Annotated in this window: 16 protein-coding genes; 8 read left to right on the top strand and 8 right to left on the bottom strand. The window is 39.3% G+C overall.

Annotation, left to right across the window (positions count from 1 at the left end; genetic code table 11):
• Positions 1–69: 69 nt before the first annotated feature.
• From HMAT_RS07030 to HMAT_RS27390, 3 genes are all read left to right on the top strand, one after another.
• Complete coding sequence (locus tag HMAT_RS07030; RefSeq protein WP_158655650.1) at positions 70–5,868, top strand: MG2 domain-containing protein; 5,799 nt, start codon at positions 70–72, stop codon at positions 5,866–5,868.
• Between the two features lie 469 nt (positions 5,869–6,337).
• A complete protein-coding gene (locus HMAT_RS27395) occupies positions 6,338–7,633 on the top strand; it encodes a TonB-dependent siderophore receptor (RefSeq protein ID WP_233789134.1) in 1,296 nt (431 codons plus the stop codon).
• 24 nt (positions 7,634–7,657) lie between these two features.
• Positions 7,658–8,746 carry a TonB-dependent siderophore receptor gene (locus HMAT_RS27390; RefSeq protein WP_371412039.1) on the top strand — a complete coding sequence of 363 codons (1,089 nt, stop codon included), beginning with the start codon at positions 7,658–7,660 and terminating at the stop codon, positions 8,744–8,746.
• A 110-nt stretch (positions 8,747–8,856) separates the two neighbouring features.
• Here HMAT_RS27390 and HMAT_RS07020 read toward each other — a convergent pair whose 3' ends face one another.
• Together HMAT_RS07020 and HMAT_RS07015 are read right to left on the bottom strand one after the other, a co-directional pair.
• Complete coding sequence (locus HMAT_RS07020; protein ID WP_104382042.1) at positions 8,857–9,579, bottom strand: SIMPL domain-containing protein; 723 nt, start codon at positions 9,577–9,579, stop codon at positions 8,857–8,859.
• A 158-nt stretch (positions 9,580–9,737) separates the two neighbouring features.
• Complete coding sequence (locus tag HMAT_RS07015; RefSeq protein ID WP_104382041.1) at positions 9,738–10,244, bottom strand: RNA polymerase sigma factor; 507 nt, start codon at positions 10,242–10,244, stop codon at positions 9,738–9,740.
• 371 nt (positions 10,245–10,615) lie between these two features.
• On the opposite strand from HMAT_RS07015, the gene HMAT_RS07010 reads away from it, so the two are divergent.
• From HMAT_RS07010 to HMAT_RS27235, 3 genes are all read left to right on the top strand, one after another.
• Positions 10,616–11,314: a hypothetical protein gene (locus HMAT_RS07010; RefSeq protein WP_104382040.1), complete on the top strand. Its 699-nt coding sequence runs from the start codon at positions 10,616–10,618 to the stop codon at positions 11,312–11,314.
• Positions 11,315–11,323: 9 nt separating this feature from the next.
• On the top strand, positions 11,324–11,986 hold the full coding sequence (locus tag HMAT_RS07005; RefSeq protein WP_104382039.1) for a response regulator transcription factor: 663 nt from the start codon (positions 11,324–11,326) through the stop codon (positions 11,984–11,986).
• A 205-nt stretch (positions 11,987–12,191) separates the two neighbouring features.
• A complete protein-coding gene (locus tag HMAT_RS27235) occupies positions 12,192–14,219 on the top strand; it encodes a glycoside hydrolase family 43 protein (protein WP_199768565.1) in 2,028 nt (675 codons plus the stop codon).
• 9 nt (positions 14,220–14,228) lie between these two features.
• Here the strand turns inward: HMAT_RS27235 and HMAT_RS06990 are convergent, their stop codons facing one another.
• Positions 14,229–14,531, bottom strand: a complete 303-nt coding sequence (locus HMAT_RS06990) for a hypothetical protein (RefSeq protein ID WP_104382038.1) — start codon at positions 14,529–14,531, stop codon at positions 14,229–14,231.
• A gap of 159 nt (positions 14,532–14,690) precedes the next feature.
• On the opposite strand from HMAT_RS06990, the gene HMAT_RS06985 reads away from it, so the two are divergent.
• Positions 14,691–14,879, top strand: a complete 189-nt coding sequence (locus HMAT_RS06985) for a hypothetical protein (protein WP_158655649.1) — start codon at positions 14,691–14,693, stop codon at positions 14,877–14,879.
• Between the two features lie 53 nt (positions 14,880–14,932).
• Here HMAT_RS06985 and HMAT_RS06980 read toward each other — a convergent pair whose 3' ends face one another.
• The 5 genes from HMAT_RS06980 to HMAT_RS06965 all read right to left on the bottom strand — a co-directional run bounded on the left by HMAT_RS06980 (position 14,933) and on the right by HMAT_RS06965 (position 20,129).
• Entirely contained in the window at positions 14,933–17,107 is a 2,175-nt protein-coding gene (locus HMAT_RS06980) for an ATP-binding protein (protein WP_104382036.1), read from the bottom strand.
• Positions 17,108–17,286: 179 nt separating this feature from the next.
• The gene (locus HMAT_RS06975) at positions 17,287–17,898 is read right to left on the bottom strand and encodes a hypothetical protein (RefSeq protein ID WP_104382035.1); all 612 of its coding nucleotides are present in this window, start codon (positions 17,896–17,898) and stop codon (positions 17,287–17,289) included.
• Between the two features lie 72 nt (positions 17,899–17,970).
• Positions 17,971–19,062, bottom strand: coding sequence for a PAS domain-containing sensor histidine kinase (locus HMAT_RS06970; protein WP_104382034.1), 1,092 nt, complete (start codon positions 19,060–19,062; stop codon positions 17,971–17,973).
• Between the two features lie 140 nt (positions 19,063–19,202).
• On the bottom strand, positions 19,203–19,355 hold the full coding sequence (locus HMAT_RS27230; protein ID WP_199768564.1) for a hypothetical protein: 153 nt from the start codon (positions 19,353–19,355) through the stop codon (positions 19,203–19,205).
• Between the two features lie 18 nt (positions 19,356–19,373).
• Complete coding sequence (locus HMAT_RS06965) at positions 19,374–20,129, bottom strand: Ku protein (RefSeq protein WP_104382033.1); 756 nt, start codon at positions 20,127–20,129, stop codon at positions 19,374–19,376.
• A gap of 193 nt (positions 20,130–20,322) precedes the next feature.
• On the opposite strand from HMAT_RS06965, the gene HMAT_RS06960 reads away from it, so the two are divergent.
• Positions 20,323–21,525 carry an FAD-binding oxidoreductase gene (locus HMAT_RS06960; RefSeq protein ID WP_104382032.1) on the top strand — a complete coding sequence of 401 codons (1,203 nt, stop codon included), beginning with the start codon at positions 20,323–20,325 and terminating at the stop codon, positions 21,523–21,525.

Here is a 21,525-nt window from a genome sequence, read left to right as displayed (position 1 = left end):
AATATGCTAATTTATCGCATCCTTTCGAAAAAAAACAGGATATTTAGTAAATATTTAGCGTCATATTTTATGAAAAAATACATTTGGTTATTGTTGATATGTATCCCGGTCTTGGGATTTTCGCAGGAGCATGGTCCAGACAAGCAGTTGACAAAGTGGAACGAGGTCGAACGGCTTATTTCCCTAAAAAACTATGAGCAGATCTTACCCTTATTAGCCGATATTAAAGCCGAAGCTCGACGCTCCAAAGATCATGCTGAATGGATGCGGGCATTTTTGGCCGAGAGCAAAGTCTTGGAGGTAAACCAATCCGAGGATTCTTCTTTTTTGCGTATTCAGAAACATTTTGAAGACAATATCCGGAAAGCTGAAAAGATAGAAAAAGCGGTCCTTCAAAATTTTTATGCAAGCTATCTATTTTCCAATATTAATCGGTATGCAAGTAAAAGCCAGAACAAATTTGTGGCAATAGACGCAAAAGGTAAAATACAGATGATTGATTCTATTTTTCGCCTGTCAATTTCGGATGTAAACGGATTAAGTGCTCAACCCATAACACGCTGGAAAGGTCTGTTTGTCGAAAGCCGGAACCTTAGTCTGAATCCTACACTCTACCATTTTCTAAGCTACCAGTACCTGGATTTTTTGAATACATTTAAGGATGTCAGCACGGCGAATAAGGATAAACTTAAAGCGAGATTGCTAACTATCAGTACCGAAAATAATTATCCGGATGCGCGTAGCTATATCATGTCCAATGATTGGAAATGGAATCATATCGAAGAAAGCGTGGACGAGTACCTGAAAAATATAGCGGGCAATAAAAGTGACTATAACGCTTTTTTATTGTATCAGATAGCGGTGGCTTTCAATGATATTGGGAAAAAGGCTACGGCAGTTACCTATCTTGAAAAAGCCTTAAAAGAATACCCAAAATCACCATGGATTTCGAATGCAGTTAATTTAATGAAGGAAATCAGGAAGGCTTCCATTACCTTAAATTACAAGAAAACGGCACCGACTGAAGAATATGTACCAGTCCAAATCTACCACACAAATGTAGATAGCATTTATATCCGGGTGTATAATACAAGCCTGATGCCGAAGCGTTCAAAGGACTATACGGTAAAATATGATTCTGTAAGTTATCGGACTACAGTAGATGCGGCGCTGATCTATGAGGAACAAGTGGCATTGAAAACGTTTGGTGATTATACAACGCACAATACAATTTATAAAATTAACCCGCTTAAAGCAGGTACTTATACCATTTTGGTCGGGAATAATATGTTTTTTCAAGATAATGGGCAGGAGCAGGATGTCGCTGTATCTCAGCTTATCATTTCAGATGCATTTGTACCCGGAAATATAGCTGTAAAATCTACCGATGAGTTTATATATTCGGGTTTGTTATTGAACAGAAAAACCGGAGCACCCTATACCAATCAAAGCGCAACATTGTACCATCTTGTAGATAATGCTCTTCCTAAATTGATTGCGCAATTGAAGACCAATGCTGTCGGCGAATTCAGCTTTAAGTCGACCTACCCACCCAAAAATGAGGGCTATCTACGCAATCATGCATTGTTGCTACCTGGGGAAAAGACATTAATTCCTTTGGATAACGAAAATCAAGTCTATTATCAAAACAACCTGAGCCAATCAGCCGAAAGCAATAATAAGCGAAATATGCGTGCCCTCAGCTTATTGGATAGAGCAATCTACCGACCAGGACAAATCGTTTATTTTAAGACAATTCTTTACGATGATCATGTACAGCAGGGCAAGGTCTTAGAAAAACAAACTATTAAAATCTATCTGCAGGATGCCAATCGTCAGAAGATCGACTCGATCAACTTGACTACGAATCTGTTTGGGTCTGCCAACGCGAGTTTCCAGCTGCCGTCAAAGGCATTGAATGGAAATTATAATCTCTTGGTATTTTACAACTCAAAACAGCTTGATCAACACTATTTCCGGGTCGAAGAATATAAGCGACCGACATTTGAAGTAATTTTGGAGCCGAATAAATTGACCTATACGGCCAAAGATACTGCGGTATTTGTTGGCAAAGCAGAGAGTCTGGCTGGCGTATCGCTGGTCGGTTCCACAGTCAAGTATAAAGTATCATTCTATCATGCGAGGGAGGGAAAGAATATTGTTTATAGCGATTCGACAACAACCGTTAATGAAAAAGGAAATTTTACCATTCGGGTACCCTTGATGGACCGTCAGTTTGCCGGACTGAAAGACTATGTATTGACGTATCAAGCTGAGGTGGTAAATCAGACAGGGGAGATGCAGGCGGCTTCTGGTGCTTATGTTTATTCGTCTCGTCCATGGCAGCTGCAGATTCAGGTTCCAGCTCTTATGGAAGAAAAGAAATGGCGCGATGTTACGATCTTAAAGCAAAATCAAAACGGGTTTCCGATGAAGTTCGACGGAAAGGTTACGATTTATAAGTTGGAAGATGCCAGCATTCCTTTGACAGCGGAATACCAAGGGAGTTTTGGACGGGTAGAATATCACCTGCTTTCAAAAGAGCTTTATAGTAAGTATTTCCCACTTTATTTTGATCCTGTTTCCCTCCAAAAAGAAGAGAAAAAGACCAAAATAGCCAGTTATGATTTTGATAACGCCGATACGAGTAAGATCATCCTGGATTCATTAAAATTCAACTGGGGGAGATACCAGATCGAAGCCATCAGTATACAGGAAGGCGATACCGTACGCACGGTTAGCTATACGAGTTTATATCGGTCAAAAGATAAGAAACTAAATGAGCAGGAGTTTTTCTCTTACCGGTTGGATAAAGATAAATACAAGATCGGTGATCGGGTCACCATCATGCTGCAGACTGATGTGAAAAATGCAAGTAAACTGTTGTTATTGCGCGAGAGAAACGCGCAGAAATTAGATACAAAAATCCTAAATTGGAAAAATGGGCGTATTGACTATCAATTTGTCTTGGATGAAAAAGATGTCATGGGACAACTACAGCTGAATGCACTTTTTGTGGTTAATAATCAGCTGGCGCTAGCACCAATTGTGATTCCTATTTATCAATCAAATAAGGAGTTAACGATCCAAACCAAGACATTTCGGGATAAAATAACGCCCGGTCAAAAAGAAAAATGGAGCTTTATGGTCAAGCAGGAGGATAAAACAATAGCTACAGAAGTGTTGGCTACGATGTATGATGCATCCTTGGACGCATTTGCTAGCAATGCTTTCGGTTCTTTTCAATTGCGTTATCCTTATTATCCAAGGACCAATTATTACTACATCAACAATGCTTTTAGACAGCAGATCAGTTCGAGAGATATGTTTGTCTCGTATTACTACGGCGCTAATGCCGATAACCAACGGAATCAGATTTATGACTATGGTTTGTTATCAAACCTAATGGATAACCAAGCCTACATGTCAACAGTGACCATGTATGACGAGTTGCGGGACCCGGGACTGCGTGCTGAAGTTGGCGCGATACGCATCCGCGGTGCAGCCCGTGTAACAAAGCAGTCGCGACCTTTAGCCGCTTCAGCAGTGCTCTATGAACCGGCAGTCGTAGGAAGTACGGTCAATGAGGAGCTTGCCGAATTTGGAATGGGTGCTATTGAAATGGATGCCCCTGCAGACAATCAGTTCAAGCGGATTAAGGCCCGGACCAATCTTCAGGAAACCGCTTTCTTCTATCCCAATTTATATACCGATGAAGCGGGTAATATCAACTTTGAATTTGACAGCCCCGAAGCATTGACAAAATGGAAGTTATTACTTTTTGCGCATACTCAGGAACTGGCGTCAGTTGGAGGCACCTATTTTACGCAAACACTAAAACAGCTGATGGTGCGCCCGAATATTCCACGCTATTTTAGAACCAGTGACCAGATCACGATCAAGGCGCAAATTCAAAATATGACGAAGGAGCGCATTCAGGGAAATTCGAAAATAGAACTTATTGATCCACGAAATAATCAGGTCGTTTCGGCGGCTTTCCAGATTGATTCCGTCCTAAAAAACTTTAGTGTAGCAGCATCCAATAACACAACCGTCGAATGGACTTTGCAAATCCCCGCTGAATATCCAACAATACAAATTCGCATCCTTGCGGCTGGCAATGAGTTTTCTGACGGTGAAATTATTGAAATTCCGGTATTACCAAATAAAATTCTGGTTGCTGATTCGGAGAAAATTATTCTAGAAGCAGGAGAATCCAAAAGATATCCGTTAAAAGGAAATACTAAGGATAACCTCATGGGAAGGATACAAGTGCAAAGCAATCCTATATTGGAAATACTCTCTGCACTGGACTATTTGAAAAACTATCCCTACGAATGTAATGAACAATTGAGCAGCAAATGGTTTGGTCTCAAGATGGCGCAATACATACAGCTACATTATCCTGCTGTGACAGACTATTTCAAGAAATTGGATGTCGGATCAAAAAAAGGACGATTAGAGGAGAATAGCAGTTTAGATGAGTTCAAAATGGAAGAAATGCCCTGGCTACGGGAAATGCAGGGAGATAAGGAACGGTTGAAAGCAATTGCAGCATTTTTTAACGCTGATATACAATCGGAAATCAGTACCGTTGAACAGAAGATAAAAAACAATCAATCCAAAGATGGTTCGTTTGCCTGGTTTGACGGTGGGCAAGCCAACACCGAAATTAGCATCCGTATGTTGGAAATCTTCGGGAAGGTACTCTATTTGGACAGAACCTTAATCAACAGTGATATGCGTGACCTTGCTTTGAGGCTTACACAATACCTTGATCGCGATCCGGTCATATTTTCGTCCAAAGCCAGTGTGGATGTTGGAATAGACTATTTGTTTGCGCGCCGGTACTGGACTGAATTCAATCTTTTACCGCAAGATTCACTCCGATCCCTTCAGCGCAAATTGCATAATTCCTCCTTAAGCAGTGCCGGTCGAAATGCGGGACTGGCGGCTAAAGCATGGATTGTTAACCAGCTTTTTGGGCAAGGTAAACAAAGTCTGGAAATTAAAAATAGACTTGATCAAGAGGCGATTGTAGATGTACAAAAGGGAATGTACTGGAAAAGTAATTTGAATCAATACAATAAGATTAGTTTACAATCTTATCTCGTCGAAGCGTACAAACTAAATAACCCGGCGAAGCTGAATCAAGTCACCCAATGGATCTATTATAACAAACAGGTCAATCATTGGTCTAGCACCTGGATGACAGTTGATGCCGTATATGCGCTATTATTAGCGGACAATCCGAAGGATTTTGTTACCGGAAACACCGTGCGTGTTTTGATCAATAGGGAAGAGGCTGAACTAAGTAACAATGTTTTGGGGGAAGTCAGTAAGCAATTTGATCAAGTAGAACTGCAAACTGATAAGGCTATTCAAATACAAAACAATAATAATAGAATTATTTCTGGAAGTATTGTCCATCAGTATTTTGCTGATCTTGATCTGGTGAAATCCAGTACAAATGGGCTTTCAGTTCAGAAAGTATATCTGGTCGAGCGAAAAGGCGAGTGGGTAGAATCTAAGGAGGCCAAATTGGGAGAACGGATCAAAGTTAGAATTACAGTAATCAATGATGACCCCATTCAATATGTTCATCTGAAAGATAGTCGCCCAGCTGGTGTTGAGCCTGTGTATAGCCCTTCTGGATACCAATGGCGTAAGGGGTATTATTTTAGTTCAAAAGATGCTTCGACAAATTACTTTATGGATCGCCTGCCAAAGGGGAGATCAATCTATGAGTATGAGGTTAAAGCCAATAATCCGGGCACATTTAATTCGGGAATTACTACGGTAGGATGTATGTATGATCCCGCCATTAATGCACGTAGTGCAAATGCCATATTGACAATTATTCCTTAGTTGCAATTGAACTAAAAGATCTACTTCCGAATCATTCGGAAGTAGATCTTTTTATGTGATCATTGCTCTACTGATTTAAAAAGAAATTCCCATACCTGAAACGCTACCACCGTAGTTGGATCAAAACCGACAACTACCTTTTTTTCTCCAATCGTTCCAATACGCTAATTACTGATGTTGAAATTGAAAAAGGGCATGTTTTACTTTATTTGCGTTAATAGTATTTAAATATATTGAATATAATAAAGTTTTTTACATTGTTTTTTTAGTGTTTTAAGAAATTATAAGATTATATGTGTATTTGTTTGATTGCATATTTTTTTTTAGTAAATATTGTGATCGAATGGAGAAATATATCAGATTGCGTCATTTTATAAGCTTGTTTTGAAATTTAAAAATATAGCCTACTTTTGCTTAGAATTTGTCTAAATAAAAGATTTAATAAAGTTTAAAAACCATCACAATTTTTATGAAAAGATCGATACTTTTTATCGTTTCAATCTTGCTGTTCTTCACAGCATTTGGCCAGAAGGCCGACCGTATATCCGGTAAGATCATGGTAGATCAATCCGTTGTTGCCAAAGATGCTATTGTACGACTGTTAAATACCTCTTATCAGGGGCGGACGAATGCTATGGGAGAATTCTATCTTGACCATGTTCCTCCAGGCGCCTATATTATGCAAGTCAGTCTAAATGATATTGAAATATTACGGGAGAATATTCATATCGATAACGGGACAACTGTACTCCCAACAATTTATGGGACTAAAAATAATTATTACTTAGATGGCGTTACTGTATACGGTTATCGACGAAATAAATTCTTGGAACGTGATAGCTCAAAAGTTGCAAAGGTACGGCTGGGCTATATGGAAAATCCACAATCCTATTCCAATGTCAATAAGGAATTGATGAAGGAGCAATTGACAACCGATCTGTCGGAGGCAGTTAAAAATGTCGTAGGTATGGTGAAAGTGCAGGGAAGTCCGGGCCGTGCGTCAGATGGTGCTATTTATTACAATCTGCGCGGATTCCCAACAAAAATAGGTTTGGTGGATGGTCTTCCCGCAAATACGAATGGTGAAATAGATCCTGCAGATGTAGAACGTATCGAGGTTATAAAAGGGCCTTCCGGTACTTTATATGGTGGAGCGGCAACTTCATTCGGTGGATTGGTCAATCTTGTGACCAAAAAGCCTAAGGATTATTACGGTGGCCAAGTATCTTACTTATTTGGTAGCTACAACTTAAATCGCCTTACAGCCGATGTATTTGGGCCCATCACCAACAATCGTAAGACCTTGTTCCGACTAAATACTGCTTATCAGTACCAAAATGGCTTTCGCGATTCGGAATTTAGAAAATCATTTTTCGTTGCGCCAACGTTTAGCTATGAGGTCAATGATCGCTTAACGTTTAATCTCGGTGCACAGATATACAACTACGAAGGTACCAACACCCCCATTATATTTCTAACAAGGACGCGTCCATTTATTGCGACAAGACCCGAAGATCTCGGATTTGACTGGAATAGATCCTATTCAAACAATGATATCACACTGAAAGCCCCATCCATTAATATCAAAGGTGAGGTTAACTACAAAATTTCGGATAATTGGACTTCGCAGACGTTGATTTCCAGAAATTTCAGAAAAACAGAAGGCATGTACCAATACCAATTTATTCGGGGGGATAAAAGTGATGCTTTGCTTGAACGAAATGTTCAATGGCAGAATACAGAGGGAAGTTCGACGAGTATCTAGCAGAATTTCAATGGAAGTTTCCAGATCGGAAATGTTAAAAATAAAATTTTGGTAGGCCTAGATTATCTTAATCAAACCTTACGGAATAATAACTCACCCATTGTTGTGTTTGATACGATCAATGGGCTGGATTTAGAAAAAGGTTATTTGTCTATTTCAAATCAGCTGGCTTCGCAAAAGATCCAGCTATCTACGAGACCGCTAATTCGAAATTACTCTTCCAGCAACATCTATGGCGCTTATCTATCTGACGTACTGTCGCTGACGGATCGCCTAACAACTATTTTGAGCTTGCGATTGGATCATTATAACAGCCGTGGCCAATTGAACTTAAGTACAAATATACGAGCAGGTAACTTTAAGCAAACGGCGCTTTCACCCAAATTTGGCGTGGTGTACCAAGTTCTTAAAGATAAATTGTCCGCTTATGGTAACTATATGAATAGCTTTAGCTATGTTGCTCCTGCAAGTAATGAGTTAAGTCAATATACCAATGAGATGAAACCGCAATTGGCCAACCAATGGGAAGCGGGGATCAAAACCAATTTCTGGAATAACCGTTTCAACTTTACCGCTTCCTATTACGATATTGTTGTCAATAATATGACCCGTATGGAAAGTGTTAAATTTGAGGGTAAAAACTACAACATAACAATTCAGGACGGCGAACAACGCAGCAAAGGTATTGAGCTCGAATTGATCACCAATCCGATCAAAGGGCTAAATATTCTTACGGGTTATACCTATAATGATAGCCGGTATCAACGGGCTGATTCTACGGTTGAGGGGCGTCGTCCGGCTTCTGCAGGTCCTTCACAGGTTTTTAACTCCTGGATCAGCTATGTGTTACAGGCTCCAAAATTACAGGGATTGGGTTTTGGTTTTGGTGTAAATCACGTAGGAAAACAGGTTTCTGCTGATAATTCTACAACAGGGAAATTTGTATTTCCCTCCTATACCTTGCTTAATGCTTCGATCTCTCTTGAACGTGATTTCTATCGTTTTGGTGTAAAGATGAACAACATCAGTAATGCACATTACTTTTCTGGACAGGGGGTCGTTGTCGCCCAAATGCCAAGGAATTTTGCAGCCGAGCTGAGTCTCAAATTCTAGCAAAAATGCAGTTAAAAAAATACTGAAAATAGCATGCTCCCAAGGCGATATACAGGCTTTGGGGGCATTTTATTGATAGCTGGGGTCGAAGGCATGATACAGTGTGTTCGCTATTTTATTTCAAATTCAGTATATAACGTCCTTTTAAATTCAAGCACCTCTGGAGCGATCTTAAAACCCTCGCCGCCATAAGCTTTATTAAATGTTTCCAAAGCCATTCCTGTTCTATATCCTGTAGATTCATTCGAGGCGCTGCCATCATTTGATAAAAATAGCAGCTTTCCAATCTTTACATCCGCTCTTGAGGCCAACTTTTGGGCTGATTTTAGTGCATCATCATATGCAATGAGGTCGGCTTCCCGAAGAATACTATCGGCTTTTGAATGGTCAAATGCAATTGAACCAATGCCGCTGATTTTTGTTTCGAGTAACCTACCCGTTAGTTCCGTGAATTTGGATAGATCGTGTAAAACAAAATCGATGGTCTGTTGCGCTTGATAACCGACAAATTTATTTGTATTTCCGATAAACTGATAGTCCTTGTTTGCCGAAACACTACTTGTTTTGATATCCTCCTTTTTATTCCCATATTTTCCAAGTATGGCGATGACACTGTCAACGGTATTTTGTGTTTCCCTTACAGCATCCACCATCCGTGGTTTTGTAAATGCCGTATTTATCGTAAGTGTAACCTGGTCAGGCATTATTCTAATTTTTCCCTCGCCGCTGACCCGTATCCGGTCTTTGTTGTCACTGGAAACAGATTGGCAGGATATCATCAATAACAAACCGCTGCTGACAATTAGCGATAATAACTTTATTTTATGTTTCATAGCATAACGATTATTAGGCTGAATTTTATGAGTAACTAACCTAATATACTAAATATTTGGAAAGCATCTGTGGCACCTCGCATTATAAAAGCGAAAAAAATGTACAAAAAAAGCAGACACAATAATTGCGTCTGCTTTTGTATAAAAGGTTGCTGTTTTTAATAAATACTTTTAGCATACGTTTTAAGTTGCTTCTGTAAAGACTTTCGAGCCATATGGATACGTGTTTTTACCGTCCCTTCCGGGATTTGCAAATGCTCGGCGATTTCATAATATTTAAAACCTTCCAAAAATAATGCAAACGCATTATAATAATCTTTTGGTAATTTATTGAGCGCATGCTGTATATCCGATGCAACAAAGTTATTTTCGCCACGATTAGTTGTGATCTCATTCACATAACCTGTACTTATGTACTCGTTGCGGTAATTTTCCAACCGTTTATTGCGAGTATACTGGTTAATATACGTATTCTTCATAATAATATATAACCAGGACATGAGCTTTGGATGTTTTAAAAACTTTTCTATGGAAGATAGTGATCTAACCATAGTTTCCTGCACTAAATCTTCTCTTTCATCTGGATCGCTTGTAAATTGCGCAGCCAAATATTTTAATGTAGGTCTCTTTTCCTTAAACAGTTGATCGATTGTTGTATTTTCCATATTATCAATTTTAAGTGTTTATTAGTGCCTAGACTACTACAATTAGGGTGCTAGAAAAAATGGGTAAAAGTGATGCTTTTAAAATTAAAATTCGGTTTACGTAATTTTGTTTCTGATACAATTGTCTGTTTTTCAGTGTATTTGTTTCGTTTTGCTACTGATAATCAGCTTTAGCGTTAAAGGGAAATTAAGGTGTTTTTTACTTTAACAACAAGTGTTTTCCTTGTGGAATTCCACCCTTTATCCCGTGGTACTACGTATTTATACGTAGTACTATAAACTATACAGGAATATTTAACGGAGTTATCAGATTTTAAAAACTGTTCAAGCTTGAAAATGGTTATTAGTCATATTACGAAAAGCGGCATACTATGGGGAACGATGACAAAAATATATATGTAGATCAATCACAGGAAAATGACGGGGGGCAGGATCTGAATCAGATGTGGGGAGGAAGTCAGGAAGATTTTTACAAATCCATAATCCGGAACCAACAGGAAGACTTGGGGCGTATAGGGCGTTACTTTAGGGATGACCTCGCTCAAGAATTATATGGAATGCGTATATCATTACAGAATTTTACAAATCGGCATGGTGACTTTGAAGAACTACGTTGCCTACGTGATTCTTTAACCTCGTTGGTGATTGAATTGCGAAACAAAGCCATTGTGCTTTACAATCCAATTTTAAATGATTTAGGAATTTTTCATGCAATTGATGAGGTCGTGGCCTCATATAAACAAAAGTTAGGTTTTAATATAGATATTATCCTTGATCCGGATTTAAAGGAGCTTCATCATCATATTCAGGTGCATCTTTTTAAATTGCTTACAGCACTATTTGAATATCTAAAAGACGAAATGCCTATTCAGTCAATTTCAATATCTGTACAGCTCATTGATTTCGCCGTATTTATAAAAGTTTTGCCTTATTTTAAAGCGGATAATATACTGCAAAAAACCAGAAGCGCAGATAGCCCAATGCGGTTAAAAAAAGTAATGGAGCTATACAGTGCTAAAATTATTAACGATACCACTGAAAAGGGTATGACACTTAAATTAAACATTTAAAAAGACGATATGACAAAAATCCTATTGGTAGAAGACCATATGGTGGTACGTAATGGTATAAAATTACTGCTGGAATCCCAGGATAGTTTTGAAGTTGTTGGAGAAGCGTCCAATGGTAAAGAAGCTTTGGATTATCTAGATTCGAATCCAGATTCCTTACCCGATATTGTATTAACGGATATTAGCATGGAGGAAATGGATGGGATTGCGCTTTTGCAGGTGTTACATCAACGCCATAAAAATATAAAAGTGGTTATTCTCTCAATGTTGAACCAGATTAATTATGTCATTGAAGCATTTGAATATGGTCTTAGAGGGTATTTGCTGAAAAACGTCGGTTATAATGAATTACTATTTGCGCTTAACCATATCGCCAATGGCGGTAGATATATGAGTGAAGAGATATCAATGCTACTGCTTGAACAGATACGATCTGGTCAACGCTACGCGCAGCATCCGATGGGGATACGTACTGATTTTGAGATTTCCGAAAGGGAACTTGAGGTTTTGGGGCTTATCGCCGAGGGCTATACCAATATTGAAATTGCAGATAAGATTTTTTTAAGTAAACGTACCGTGGAGGGGCACCGCCAAAATCTTATAGATAAAGCTGGCGTGAAAAATACCGCTCATTTGGTCAAGTTTGCCTTCGAGAATGGAATATTAAATTAGTATTCCATCCCAGATAGGACTGTGATTGGACAGTTGGTTTTATGTCGTGATACCTAGTCATAAAGGCGGATCTACCGCGCGTAATAAATAATTCGCTAAAAGTGAAAAACCGAAAAAAGATACAAATTGATCTTTTATTGATACGAAATCGCCTGTGATATAGCAATTAATTCTTCAATTTTAGGTTACACTCAATTTGTATCCGGTGAAACAGGTAAAATTTATTACATTGCTTTTTATGCTTTGCGCCATACTACCCCTAGACTACGTGATGGGAAGGGATAGTATTGTCTCATCTGTGCGTGGTTCTGACGAACAGGCACGGTCACACGAAAACGGAATTTTTCAGGCCGATCCCACGATATTCTTTCATGGTGGTTACTACTATTTATATGGTACTAATGGGGATGGTGACAAGCAACAGGGTTTTAAGGTGTACAAGTCCGAAGATTTGCAGCATTGGCAGGGACCGATAGGTGCAAATGCAGGGTTCGCTTTAATCGAAGATGACGTATTTGGAAGTAAGGGGTTCTGGGCCCCGCAGGTGTGGTCTGAGCAGGGGAAATTTTACATGGCATATACAGCTGATGAGAAAATTGCGATCGCTGTCAGCGATTCTCCTATAGGCCCTTTTAAACAAAGCCTACCTAAAACTCTTATGCAGGGCGGAAAGCAGATCGATCCCTATGTATTTAGGGATAATGATGGCAAAAAATATGTGTTTCATGTTAGGTTAATGGAAGGAAACCGCATCTTCGTCGCTGAATTGAAGGATGATTACTCGGGGATTAAGGAAGAAACATTAACAGAATGTCTACATGCATCGCTCCCTTGGGAGAATACCGCTGGATCCGCATGGCCAGTCAGTGAGGGACCTACTGTTTTGCGACAGGGTAAGTATTATTACATGTTCTATTCGGCCAATGATTTTAGAAATAAGGATTATGCGGTAGGTGTAGCTGTTGCTGACAATGTATTCGGCCCTTGGAAGAAAATAGAAACAAATCCACTATTAAGCCAAACCAACAGTAGGTTTGCGGGCACTGGCCATGGCGACCTATTCCAAAAAGGAAAACAGTGGTACTATGTTTGTCATACACATTTTTCTGAACAGCAAGTTGCTCCAAGACGTACAGCTATAGTACCTGTCGATCTTGTCTCCAAGGAAGGGAGTGGGAGGATAACACCTAAGTTTGATGCTACTAAATTTCAGTTACTTGAGATTGCGGACAACTCTGGTCCGTTCATTGATGTCAGTTTCGGCGATCCGTTCATTCTCTATGATAAACCCAGTGATCAATATTACCTGTATGGAACCGGGGGTACAGAAAATGGGTTTATAGCATACAGTTCCAAAGATCTCATCCATTGGAAGGAAGCCGGAAAGGTGTATGATGGAAAGCAGTCTAAAGGCTGGGGAATCAAAGACTTTTGGGCGCCAGAAGTGTATGTCGTCAATGATAAATACTATATGTATTACAGTGCGCACTGGAAAGAAAATCCTGAGAATAAGTTGGAGAACTATCGCATTGGTGTAGCGGTTGCAGATAATCCGGTGGGACCATTTATAGACCTGACGGGTAAGCCCCTATTTGACCCCGGCTATCCCATTATTGATGCCAATGTTTTTCGTGATACCGACGGCAAAAATTATTTGTTTTACTCCCGTTGTTGCTATGAACATCCCGTTGCTTCAGAAATTGCCGATTGGGCTAAATCTAAATGGGGGTATAAAGATATTGAGGAAAGCTGGGTCTATGGTGTTGAATTGGACAGCAGTATGCTACAGGTTATTGGGCAACCTGCGCTGTTAATACGTCCACCATTACAGATGAACGATCGGCAGTCGGAATGGGAAAGTCGTTCGGTATCCTCAGGCGAAATCAACAGAAGATGGACGGAAGGGTCATTTTTAGTAAAGGCAAAAGGCCAATATTATATCATGTACTCCGCTAATTATTTTGCTGGCGCAAATTACGCCGTCGGTTATGCTACTTCTAAGTCTCCTTTGGGAAATTACAGTAAATCGGAAACTAATCCAATTATACAAAAGAATACCGATCACGGCGGAATTATTTCAGGCACGGGGCACAATAGTATTTTTAAAGATCGCAATGGTAAACTACGTTGTGTTTATCATGGGCGGACAACAAAAACAGGAGATAAGCGGATGGTGTTTATCCGGGATATTAGCTTCAATAAAAATAATCAATTACAAATCCAGTCAGATTGATCTTGGAAGCTACGCTGTATCTTTGGATATTGCTGGATTTTTCACAGGCTCATTCCAGTTGGATTTTTCTTTACTTGATTGCTTTATCTCTTCGGTGCTGTTGTTCTCCTGTGTATGAACGCAAGTTGAATCTGCTTTCTTTTGTGGTCGAGTATGACCTAAATCTGGTTGGGTTACTTCCTCGGGATCGCTATTCGTTGAAACAGGAATGCTGCTCTCATTAAACAAGCACTTGCGATACCATCTGTTACTAAAATAGTAGGCAATAATCAAACCTTGTTTTACTATCGAATGCTGCAATATCTTTTCCATTGTTTTTAATGATTGAATGAGTAGGTATAGGTATACCTTTTATACCTATGCTTTAATGAGAGAACAATCCAATTACTCAATTGGTTTAAACTAATTTGATTCAAACCACATCCCGATGAAAATGGTTCTTTAAACGTGGAACCCAAGGATAAAATTGTTATGATGATATTAAACACTTTAAATATCGCATTTATTGCTCTGATAGTGCAACCGCAGGAACGGACAGAGGCATTAAATACCGGAAATTCGAATGAGTGGTACACAGAACCGGGTATTTGGCTCTTTATCCTTATTTTTATTTTTGTTATGGCACTCGTTATTTACCGAAAATTAGTGAAGAAAAATTAATCTATTTCCTATAATTTTATTTCCTTTGTCTTATCCGTCAAGATCGTATTGCATCAGTCATTTAGCATATGATCCGGAAAAGGCGCTATAATAGGGAAATAAAGGTGAACTGTTGTCCCGACACCAACCTTGGATTCGACTCTAATGCTTCCCCCAAGACGTTCCATGACACGCTTGACAAGTGATAAGCCAATCCCCGTTCCCGGAATCCCGCCGACATTATCTGCCCGGGTAAACATTTCATAGATATGTGGTAAATTTTCTTCAGGTATTCCTATACCGTTATCTTTGATGCAATAATAGGTCATATCATCCCGGCTGCTGCTCTCAATGTTGATTGTAGGTTTATTGGATTGAGAAGAATATTTAATAGCGTTTACAATGAGGTTTGTAAATATTTGATAAACAGCACTTTTTTCGCCCCATATCGGTAGTAATTTCCCAAAACGGGGTTCACAGTCAGCTGCATTATACAACGTTTTATTTTCCTGAAAGATACGTTGTAGGGTGTAAGCCATCGGAAGCGGTTCTTTATCCAGAACACTCGCCCGATGTTGGCTTAATTGTACCATATTGTTGATAATATCCTCAATATTGGTGACGCTTCTGCTGAAATTTTGATACCATTTGTTGGTTTTAGAAAGGTCAATGTTGTCGGAATGTTGTTGCAGAAATTGAATACCCATTTTCAGGATGGATAAGGGGTTTTTCAGGTCATGGGATAGCGTATAGGTAAACATTTCCAGTTCATTGTTCAGACTCAGAAGTTCCTCATTGAGCAATTGCCTTTCTTTAAGTTTTCTAAATATGGATTCTTTAATAATCTGATTGAGACGCAAGACAAAATTGATTTCGGCATCGTTCCAAGGTTTGGCGACATCATAACGGACATCCTCCCAAAATTCCAGTTTCGCGGATTTCTTAGAAGCTTTTACGCCCGGTCCAATTTGCATTACACGACTTTGGCTCGCTTTTCTAAACCATACAAGATAATAATCATTTTCCAAACCAACTTTGAGATACATTAGTCCTGCAAAATTTAATTTTTCCTTGAAATAATGCTGATGATTTAATCTGAAGTTGTAATCCTTAAACAGCGCTTTATCACTATGTTTTTGGAGAAATTGAATGATTTCATAAAACAGTGATTTATGTGGTGTATGGCCGTGATTGAAGACGTCGCCCTGATTAAAAATAGAAAGGCCGTCTGCATTGACCAGTTGGGTGAGCGTATCTATGTGCTGGACCAATGCGCAATTAACCATTTTATTCTCGGACAAACTTTTTTTAAGCTCTTCTTCTGCCGAATTAAGAAGCTCTGTTCTTTCGAGCAGGTTTTGCTTTACGTGGCTTTCATACTTATTGGTTGCCGCTTGGATAGCAAAAGTACAAAGTTTCCGTTGTTGTAGATCCACCTCTTTTTCGTGAGCATGTTGTGCAACGACAAGTCCCCAAAACCCATCATCTATACAAATACGGAAGAACAATGCGCTCTGGACGTCGATCTTTTCGAGAAAAAGCTGATGAAGTTGAGGAAGCGGACGCAAAAGACTGGAAAGTGTGTCTATGCTATCTTCCATATATACAAAACGCTGCTTATCTTTTTTGATATTGGGGATATAGCGATAGGAATAGCTGCTGTAATATTCCATTGCTTCTTGGGGCATGAAATCTCTGGAAAACTCTTTCCCCCTAAAATAAGGTTTGCCGTCAGCAGTATGTTCGGCGATCACCTCACTGTATCCGGTTTCCTGAATCTGCAGGACAAAAACACGATCATAATTTAGTAATCTATTGATTGCTAAACAAACCCTATCCCAATTGTTGGGTTGGATTGTGTCGAGTAAAAAGTTAAATTCATTTATTTTTTTTGCAGAAATATATTTTTTATGCTGTCGTTCCCATTCAATATAAAAATGACCTTGATATAGTTTGATCTTGAAATAGATACGATCCTGAAACACTTTTATGGGCAGGATATGACGTGACTGTCCGTTTTCACGTAATTCACTCAGGACATTTGCGATCTTTTGGATAGCATCACCAAAAGCTTTACCAAAACTTTCGAAAAAATTTGCGCGTAATAGAAGGGCAGTAGGCAGATTGGCCTTATCAGCCGCGAATTCGCTCAGAGCTACAATAGTATATTGTTCATCCAAAACAACAAGACTACCAAAATGCTGAAGTTTGATTGCATTTTGATTGTTAGATTGAAAATCAGTGTTCATAGTAACCCAAAAACTCCTTAAGATATAGGCTTAAATATACGAAAAAAATTAACACAAATGGATGACCTATCGTTGGTTAACAGGATATTTTTATTGATTAGGTTGCTTTATTTGATTTTATTTTCTTAAAAAACAATTATATTATACATGATACGCTTATTGCTGATTCAATTTATGATCTATTCAGGTCGTATTCGGTCGGCGAGGCCTTTAACGAGGAGTTTCCATTGCGGATAAGAGGCGCCAATTTTTGCAGCCAAGCCAATAATTAAGTTCCTGAGATTATCGGCCAGACGATGATTTTCTACGTTAATGATTTCGTTCCGTCCTGCATATTGAATTAGTATGCTGTTCCGTCGTTGTTCTACAAGAAAGGTAGAAGAGGAGACACCCTCAAAAAAATGAGCAGTATCTTTATTCTCGGGGTGTTTTGGATCAGGACATGGTTTTAGGGTCAACGAATAAAGTTTATATTCATTTGTTTCATCCTGGGTAATATTGACGACATTTACCCAGTCATAACCCGCACTGCTCGGCAGCCCCGGACCGGGAATATTTAGTCTGATGTAGTCATGTAACGCTAGCTGACGGTCAATCGGAAGACCGTTGCTGTCGGTCAACTGGAAAGTTGTGGCGGGGATTTTTGCAAGTTCATACCAGTAATTGACATCCAAAAGATAGGTGCATACAGTCTCAAAAGCCAAGTCGGCCATTGCAGCGCTCTCGAAATCGACTGACTCAAAGCAATCAAGCTTCTTTCCTTCTTTCTGTTCAGGAATAATATTTTTCATGCCTTTTTTGATTAAGAACAGTGCTCAGTCCAATATGGTTTGACAGAAAATAGCGAATCATTGGCGGGTAGCCTAAGGATAAGGAAAAAATAAACGAACAATGGTGCCTGTCTTTAACTGGCTTGAAAGATTGATGGAACCACCCAACCTTTCGATCAATTGTTTTACCAAGGATAAGCCAATGCCAGAGCCAGCCATATGACTACTGTTACTCGCACGTTCGTGGGCAAGAAATACCCGAGTTAGTTCATCTTCTGGGATACCAATGCCATTGTCCTCCAGAAAGTAGACATTCCCCTTTTCCGTCTGTTCACTATAGATATGTAAGGAATCAGATTTGGTTTTTTTAGCATATTTTACAGCGTTCGCAATTAAGTTCATAAAGATTTGATAGACTATTGTGCGATTGGCATGTAATGGATAGAGATGCCCTATGCGAAATGACACGGTCAATTGTGGATAAAGCAGTTTTACTTCAGCTAAGCAGTGATGTATCTTTCGATCCATGGCAATACACTCGGTTTGATGTGTATTCGTACGTGCTTTACTGACCTGTAGCGTTTGATTTATAATGGCCTCGATATTTTGAATTGAATTTGCAATATTGTGGTTCCATTTTTTGCTCACATTGGGATCTAGTTCTGGATTTCGCATTAAGAAATCATTGCCCATCTTAAGGACGGCTAAGGGATTTTTTAGATCATGTGATAAGGTATTGGCCAGTAAATCTAATTGATGGCTAAACGAGATTTCTTCTTCCTGCTTTTTTATCTGGTTATAGACCAGCTTACGTGCAGTGACATCATGCGCCGTATGTAAAATAGCATAGGTGCTACCGGTCCCATCCACAAGTGCTTTATATTCAAAATCGAAGTAACGGGTCGTTTTTGTACTACCATCGATAATATCCGCAGGCGTATCCGTTGCCTGATAGGTAAGCCCCGTATTCCATACTTTTTTGAGAATAGAAGAAAATCCCTCTGCTTTAAACCCTGGGAAGCAAGAGCAAAACGTTTCACCTAGAATTGTACGGTCTGTACACCACATATCCAACATTGCCTGATTTGCGTAGGCAATATGAAGGTGAGGGCTATTGTAAACCGCGGTAGCGAGAGGCGAGTGATCAAGAACAGCTAATAGGGAAACTTGTTCGTTAACTATCATATGAATGTGTGTAGCAATTGATTGGTGGAAATAACTCCGGTATGCTAAATTAAGATAATTTTATTTATCCAACAGCTAAGTTTTTTACTGATTGTATATTTTCTAGCTCCTTTTGTTGCAAACAAAACTGAACAAAAATATTATTTAGTATGCTTGAAATACTGTATTTCACGTTCATGTTTCTTAGCGGCCTCCAGACTATCAAAAGTGCCCAGGTTTTTACGCTTATTGGTTTCTTTATCTGGATGCTTGGAATAAATTCGGTATTTCCCCGATTTGAGTTTGCGTATCATGGAACAGCTTTTTTAAGTCTAACCCAAACTTGCTCGTAGTTTGGCGAGCAAGTCATCGGCTTTTGTATTTTCAACCTTTATCTTCCTTATCGTAGGCCGCTTACCTTTATCTTTTTGTTTGATGATCTTCAGCAGCTCGTCACTATATTCATTTTTATAGCTACTTAGATCGAAAGCCTGACTATGCTGTTTAATAAGTTGCGTGGCCATGTCCATTTCTGCTTTTTGTATTTTTACTTCAGCAGGCAGCTTTAATTCATCGAAGCTTCTTATTTCCTGTTGATACCGGATTTTGTTCAAAACCAAAACGTTATGATAGGGTTTTATGATTGCCAGGTGTTCTACATTACGCATCACAAAAGCGCCAAGTCCGGCTGTTTTAGTTTTATCCAGGGCTTTCAATAACAGCTGATAAGCTTTTTCACCACCTTTTTGGGGCTCAAGATAGTAGGGTGTCTCAAAATATATACTGTCGATATCGGCCAATTTGACAAATGCGTGTAAATTGACGAGTTTTGATTTCTCTGGACTGGCATCTTCAAAATCAGCATCTTCCAATACAACATAATGATCTTTTATAAAATATCCCTTGACAATATTATCCCATTTCACCTCTTTGCCCGTCTGTTCATTGACGCGTTTGAATTTAATGTTGGCTAAATCTTTTCGATCGAGCATGTCTAAATCAAGACTACTGCTTTCTGTTGCGCTATATAGTTTTATCGGGATGTTTACCAAACCAAATCCGATTGCTCCTGTCCAAATGGCTCGCATAATAAGTTCTTTTTATCGCTATCTGATAGCTAGATTGCTTTTATTAACGATTGTTCTCAAGTGATAACCGCTACAAAGTCGAAATAGTTTGGACTCTTCAAAAAAATGGAGCGTTTGTTCTTTCTACACCTGGCGAAGTAATCCAAACTTTTCTTTCTCGAATTGGTTATAAGGGCATGGCTTATCTCACAATATGGATTTAAAATCAAACGAACCTTTCTGGTTAATAAAAAATGGACTTCTGGCAACTTATCCCTCTCTGCGCGAGGACAAAGTCTGCGACGTTTTAATCGTTGGTGGCGGAATCACCGGCGCACTGATTGCCCACCAGTGTATATCAATGGGGAAAAAGTGTGTGCTGATAGATAAACGGGAAATCGTCAATGGGAGTTCGGCGGCGACGACATCCATGTTGCAATACGAGATCGACACGCCGCTTTATCAGTTGAAGGAATTGATAGGCGAGGAAGGTGCGATTGCCAGTTATGAAGCTTGTAGCAAAGCAATAGACAATATCGGAATACTTTCACGCAAGATCGGATCCAAAGCTGGTTTTCGGACAAAAGATTCATTATATTATGCTTCGCGCAAAAAGGATATTGCTTGGTTAAAACAAGAATTTAACGCCCGAAAAGCTGCCGGGTTTAAAGTAAAATGGCTTGGTGAAAATGAAATCAAAACCAGATACCATCTGGAGAAAGCCTACGGCGGAATACTTTCCGAACAAGGAGGGAGTATAGATGCCTTTTGCTTTGCGCATGAACTGTTGACTCACAATGTCAGGCATGGATTAGAAATTTTTGACAAGACGGAGCTTATTACTGTGAAAAGCAATCTACGGGGCCATGCGGCAAAAGTATCTACAGGTGCAATGATCCGCGCAAAAAAGATAATTTATTGCACTGGATATGAGACAGTAGGGGTAATCCCAGAAAAATTTGTAGACTTATTAAGTACTTTTGCCGTTGTATCCGAGGTAGACCCCGTTCTTTATCAACGGTATAAAAACGTATTGATCTGGAATACTTCCGATCCTTACCTTTACATGCGAGCGACTGATGATGGCCGATTTTTGATCGGTGGCGAAGATGAAGAATTTCGTAACCCGCAAAAACGTGATGCATTGATCGCTAAAAAAGCCGATAAGTTGGGGAGCTCTTTTCACAAGATTTTCAATAGACCTTTTTTTACAGATTTTAGCTGGGCTGGAACCTTTGGTGTCACCAAAGATGGTCTACCCTATATCGGTGAACATAACCAGTTTAAAAATACCTATTTTGTTTGTGGTTTTGGGGGGAATGGAATCACATTTTCGGTAACTGGAATGGAAATGGTTGCCTATTGGCTAGCACATAAAAAACATCCCCTCACCGAATGGTTTAGGTTTGGACGCTAG

Origin of the sequence: Sphingobacterium sp. HMA12, from assembly GCF_002933815.1 — a bacterium.
Classification (GTDB): Bacteria; Bacteroidota; Bacteroidia; order Sphingobacteriales; family Sphingobacteriaceae; genus Sphingobacterium.
Note: the sequence above shows the minus strand (reverse complement) of the source record. Positions and strands in the feature narration are given on the sequence as shown.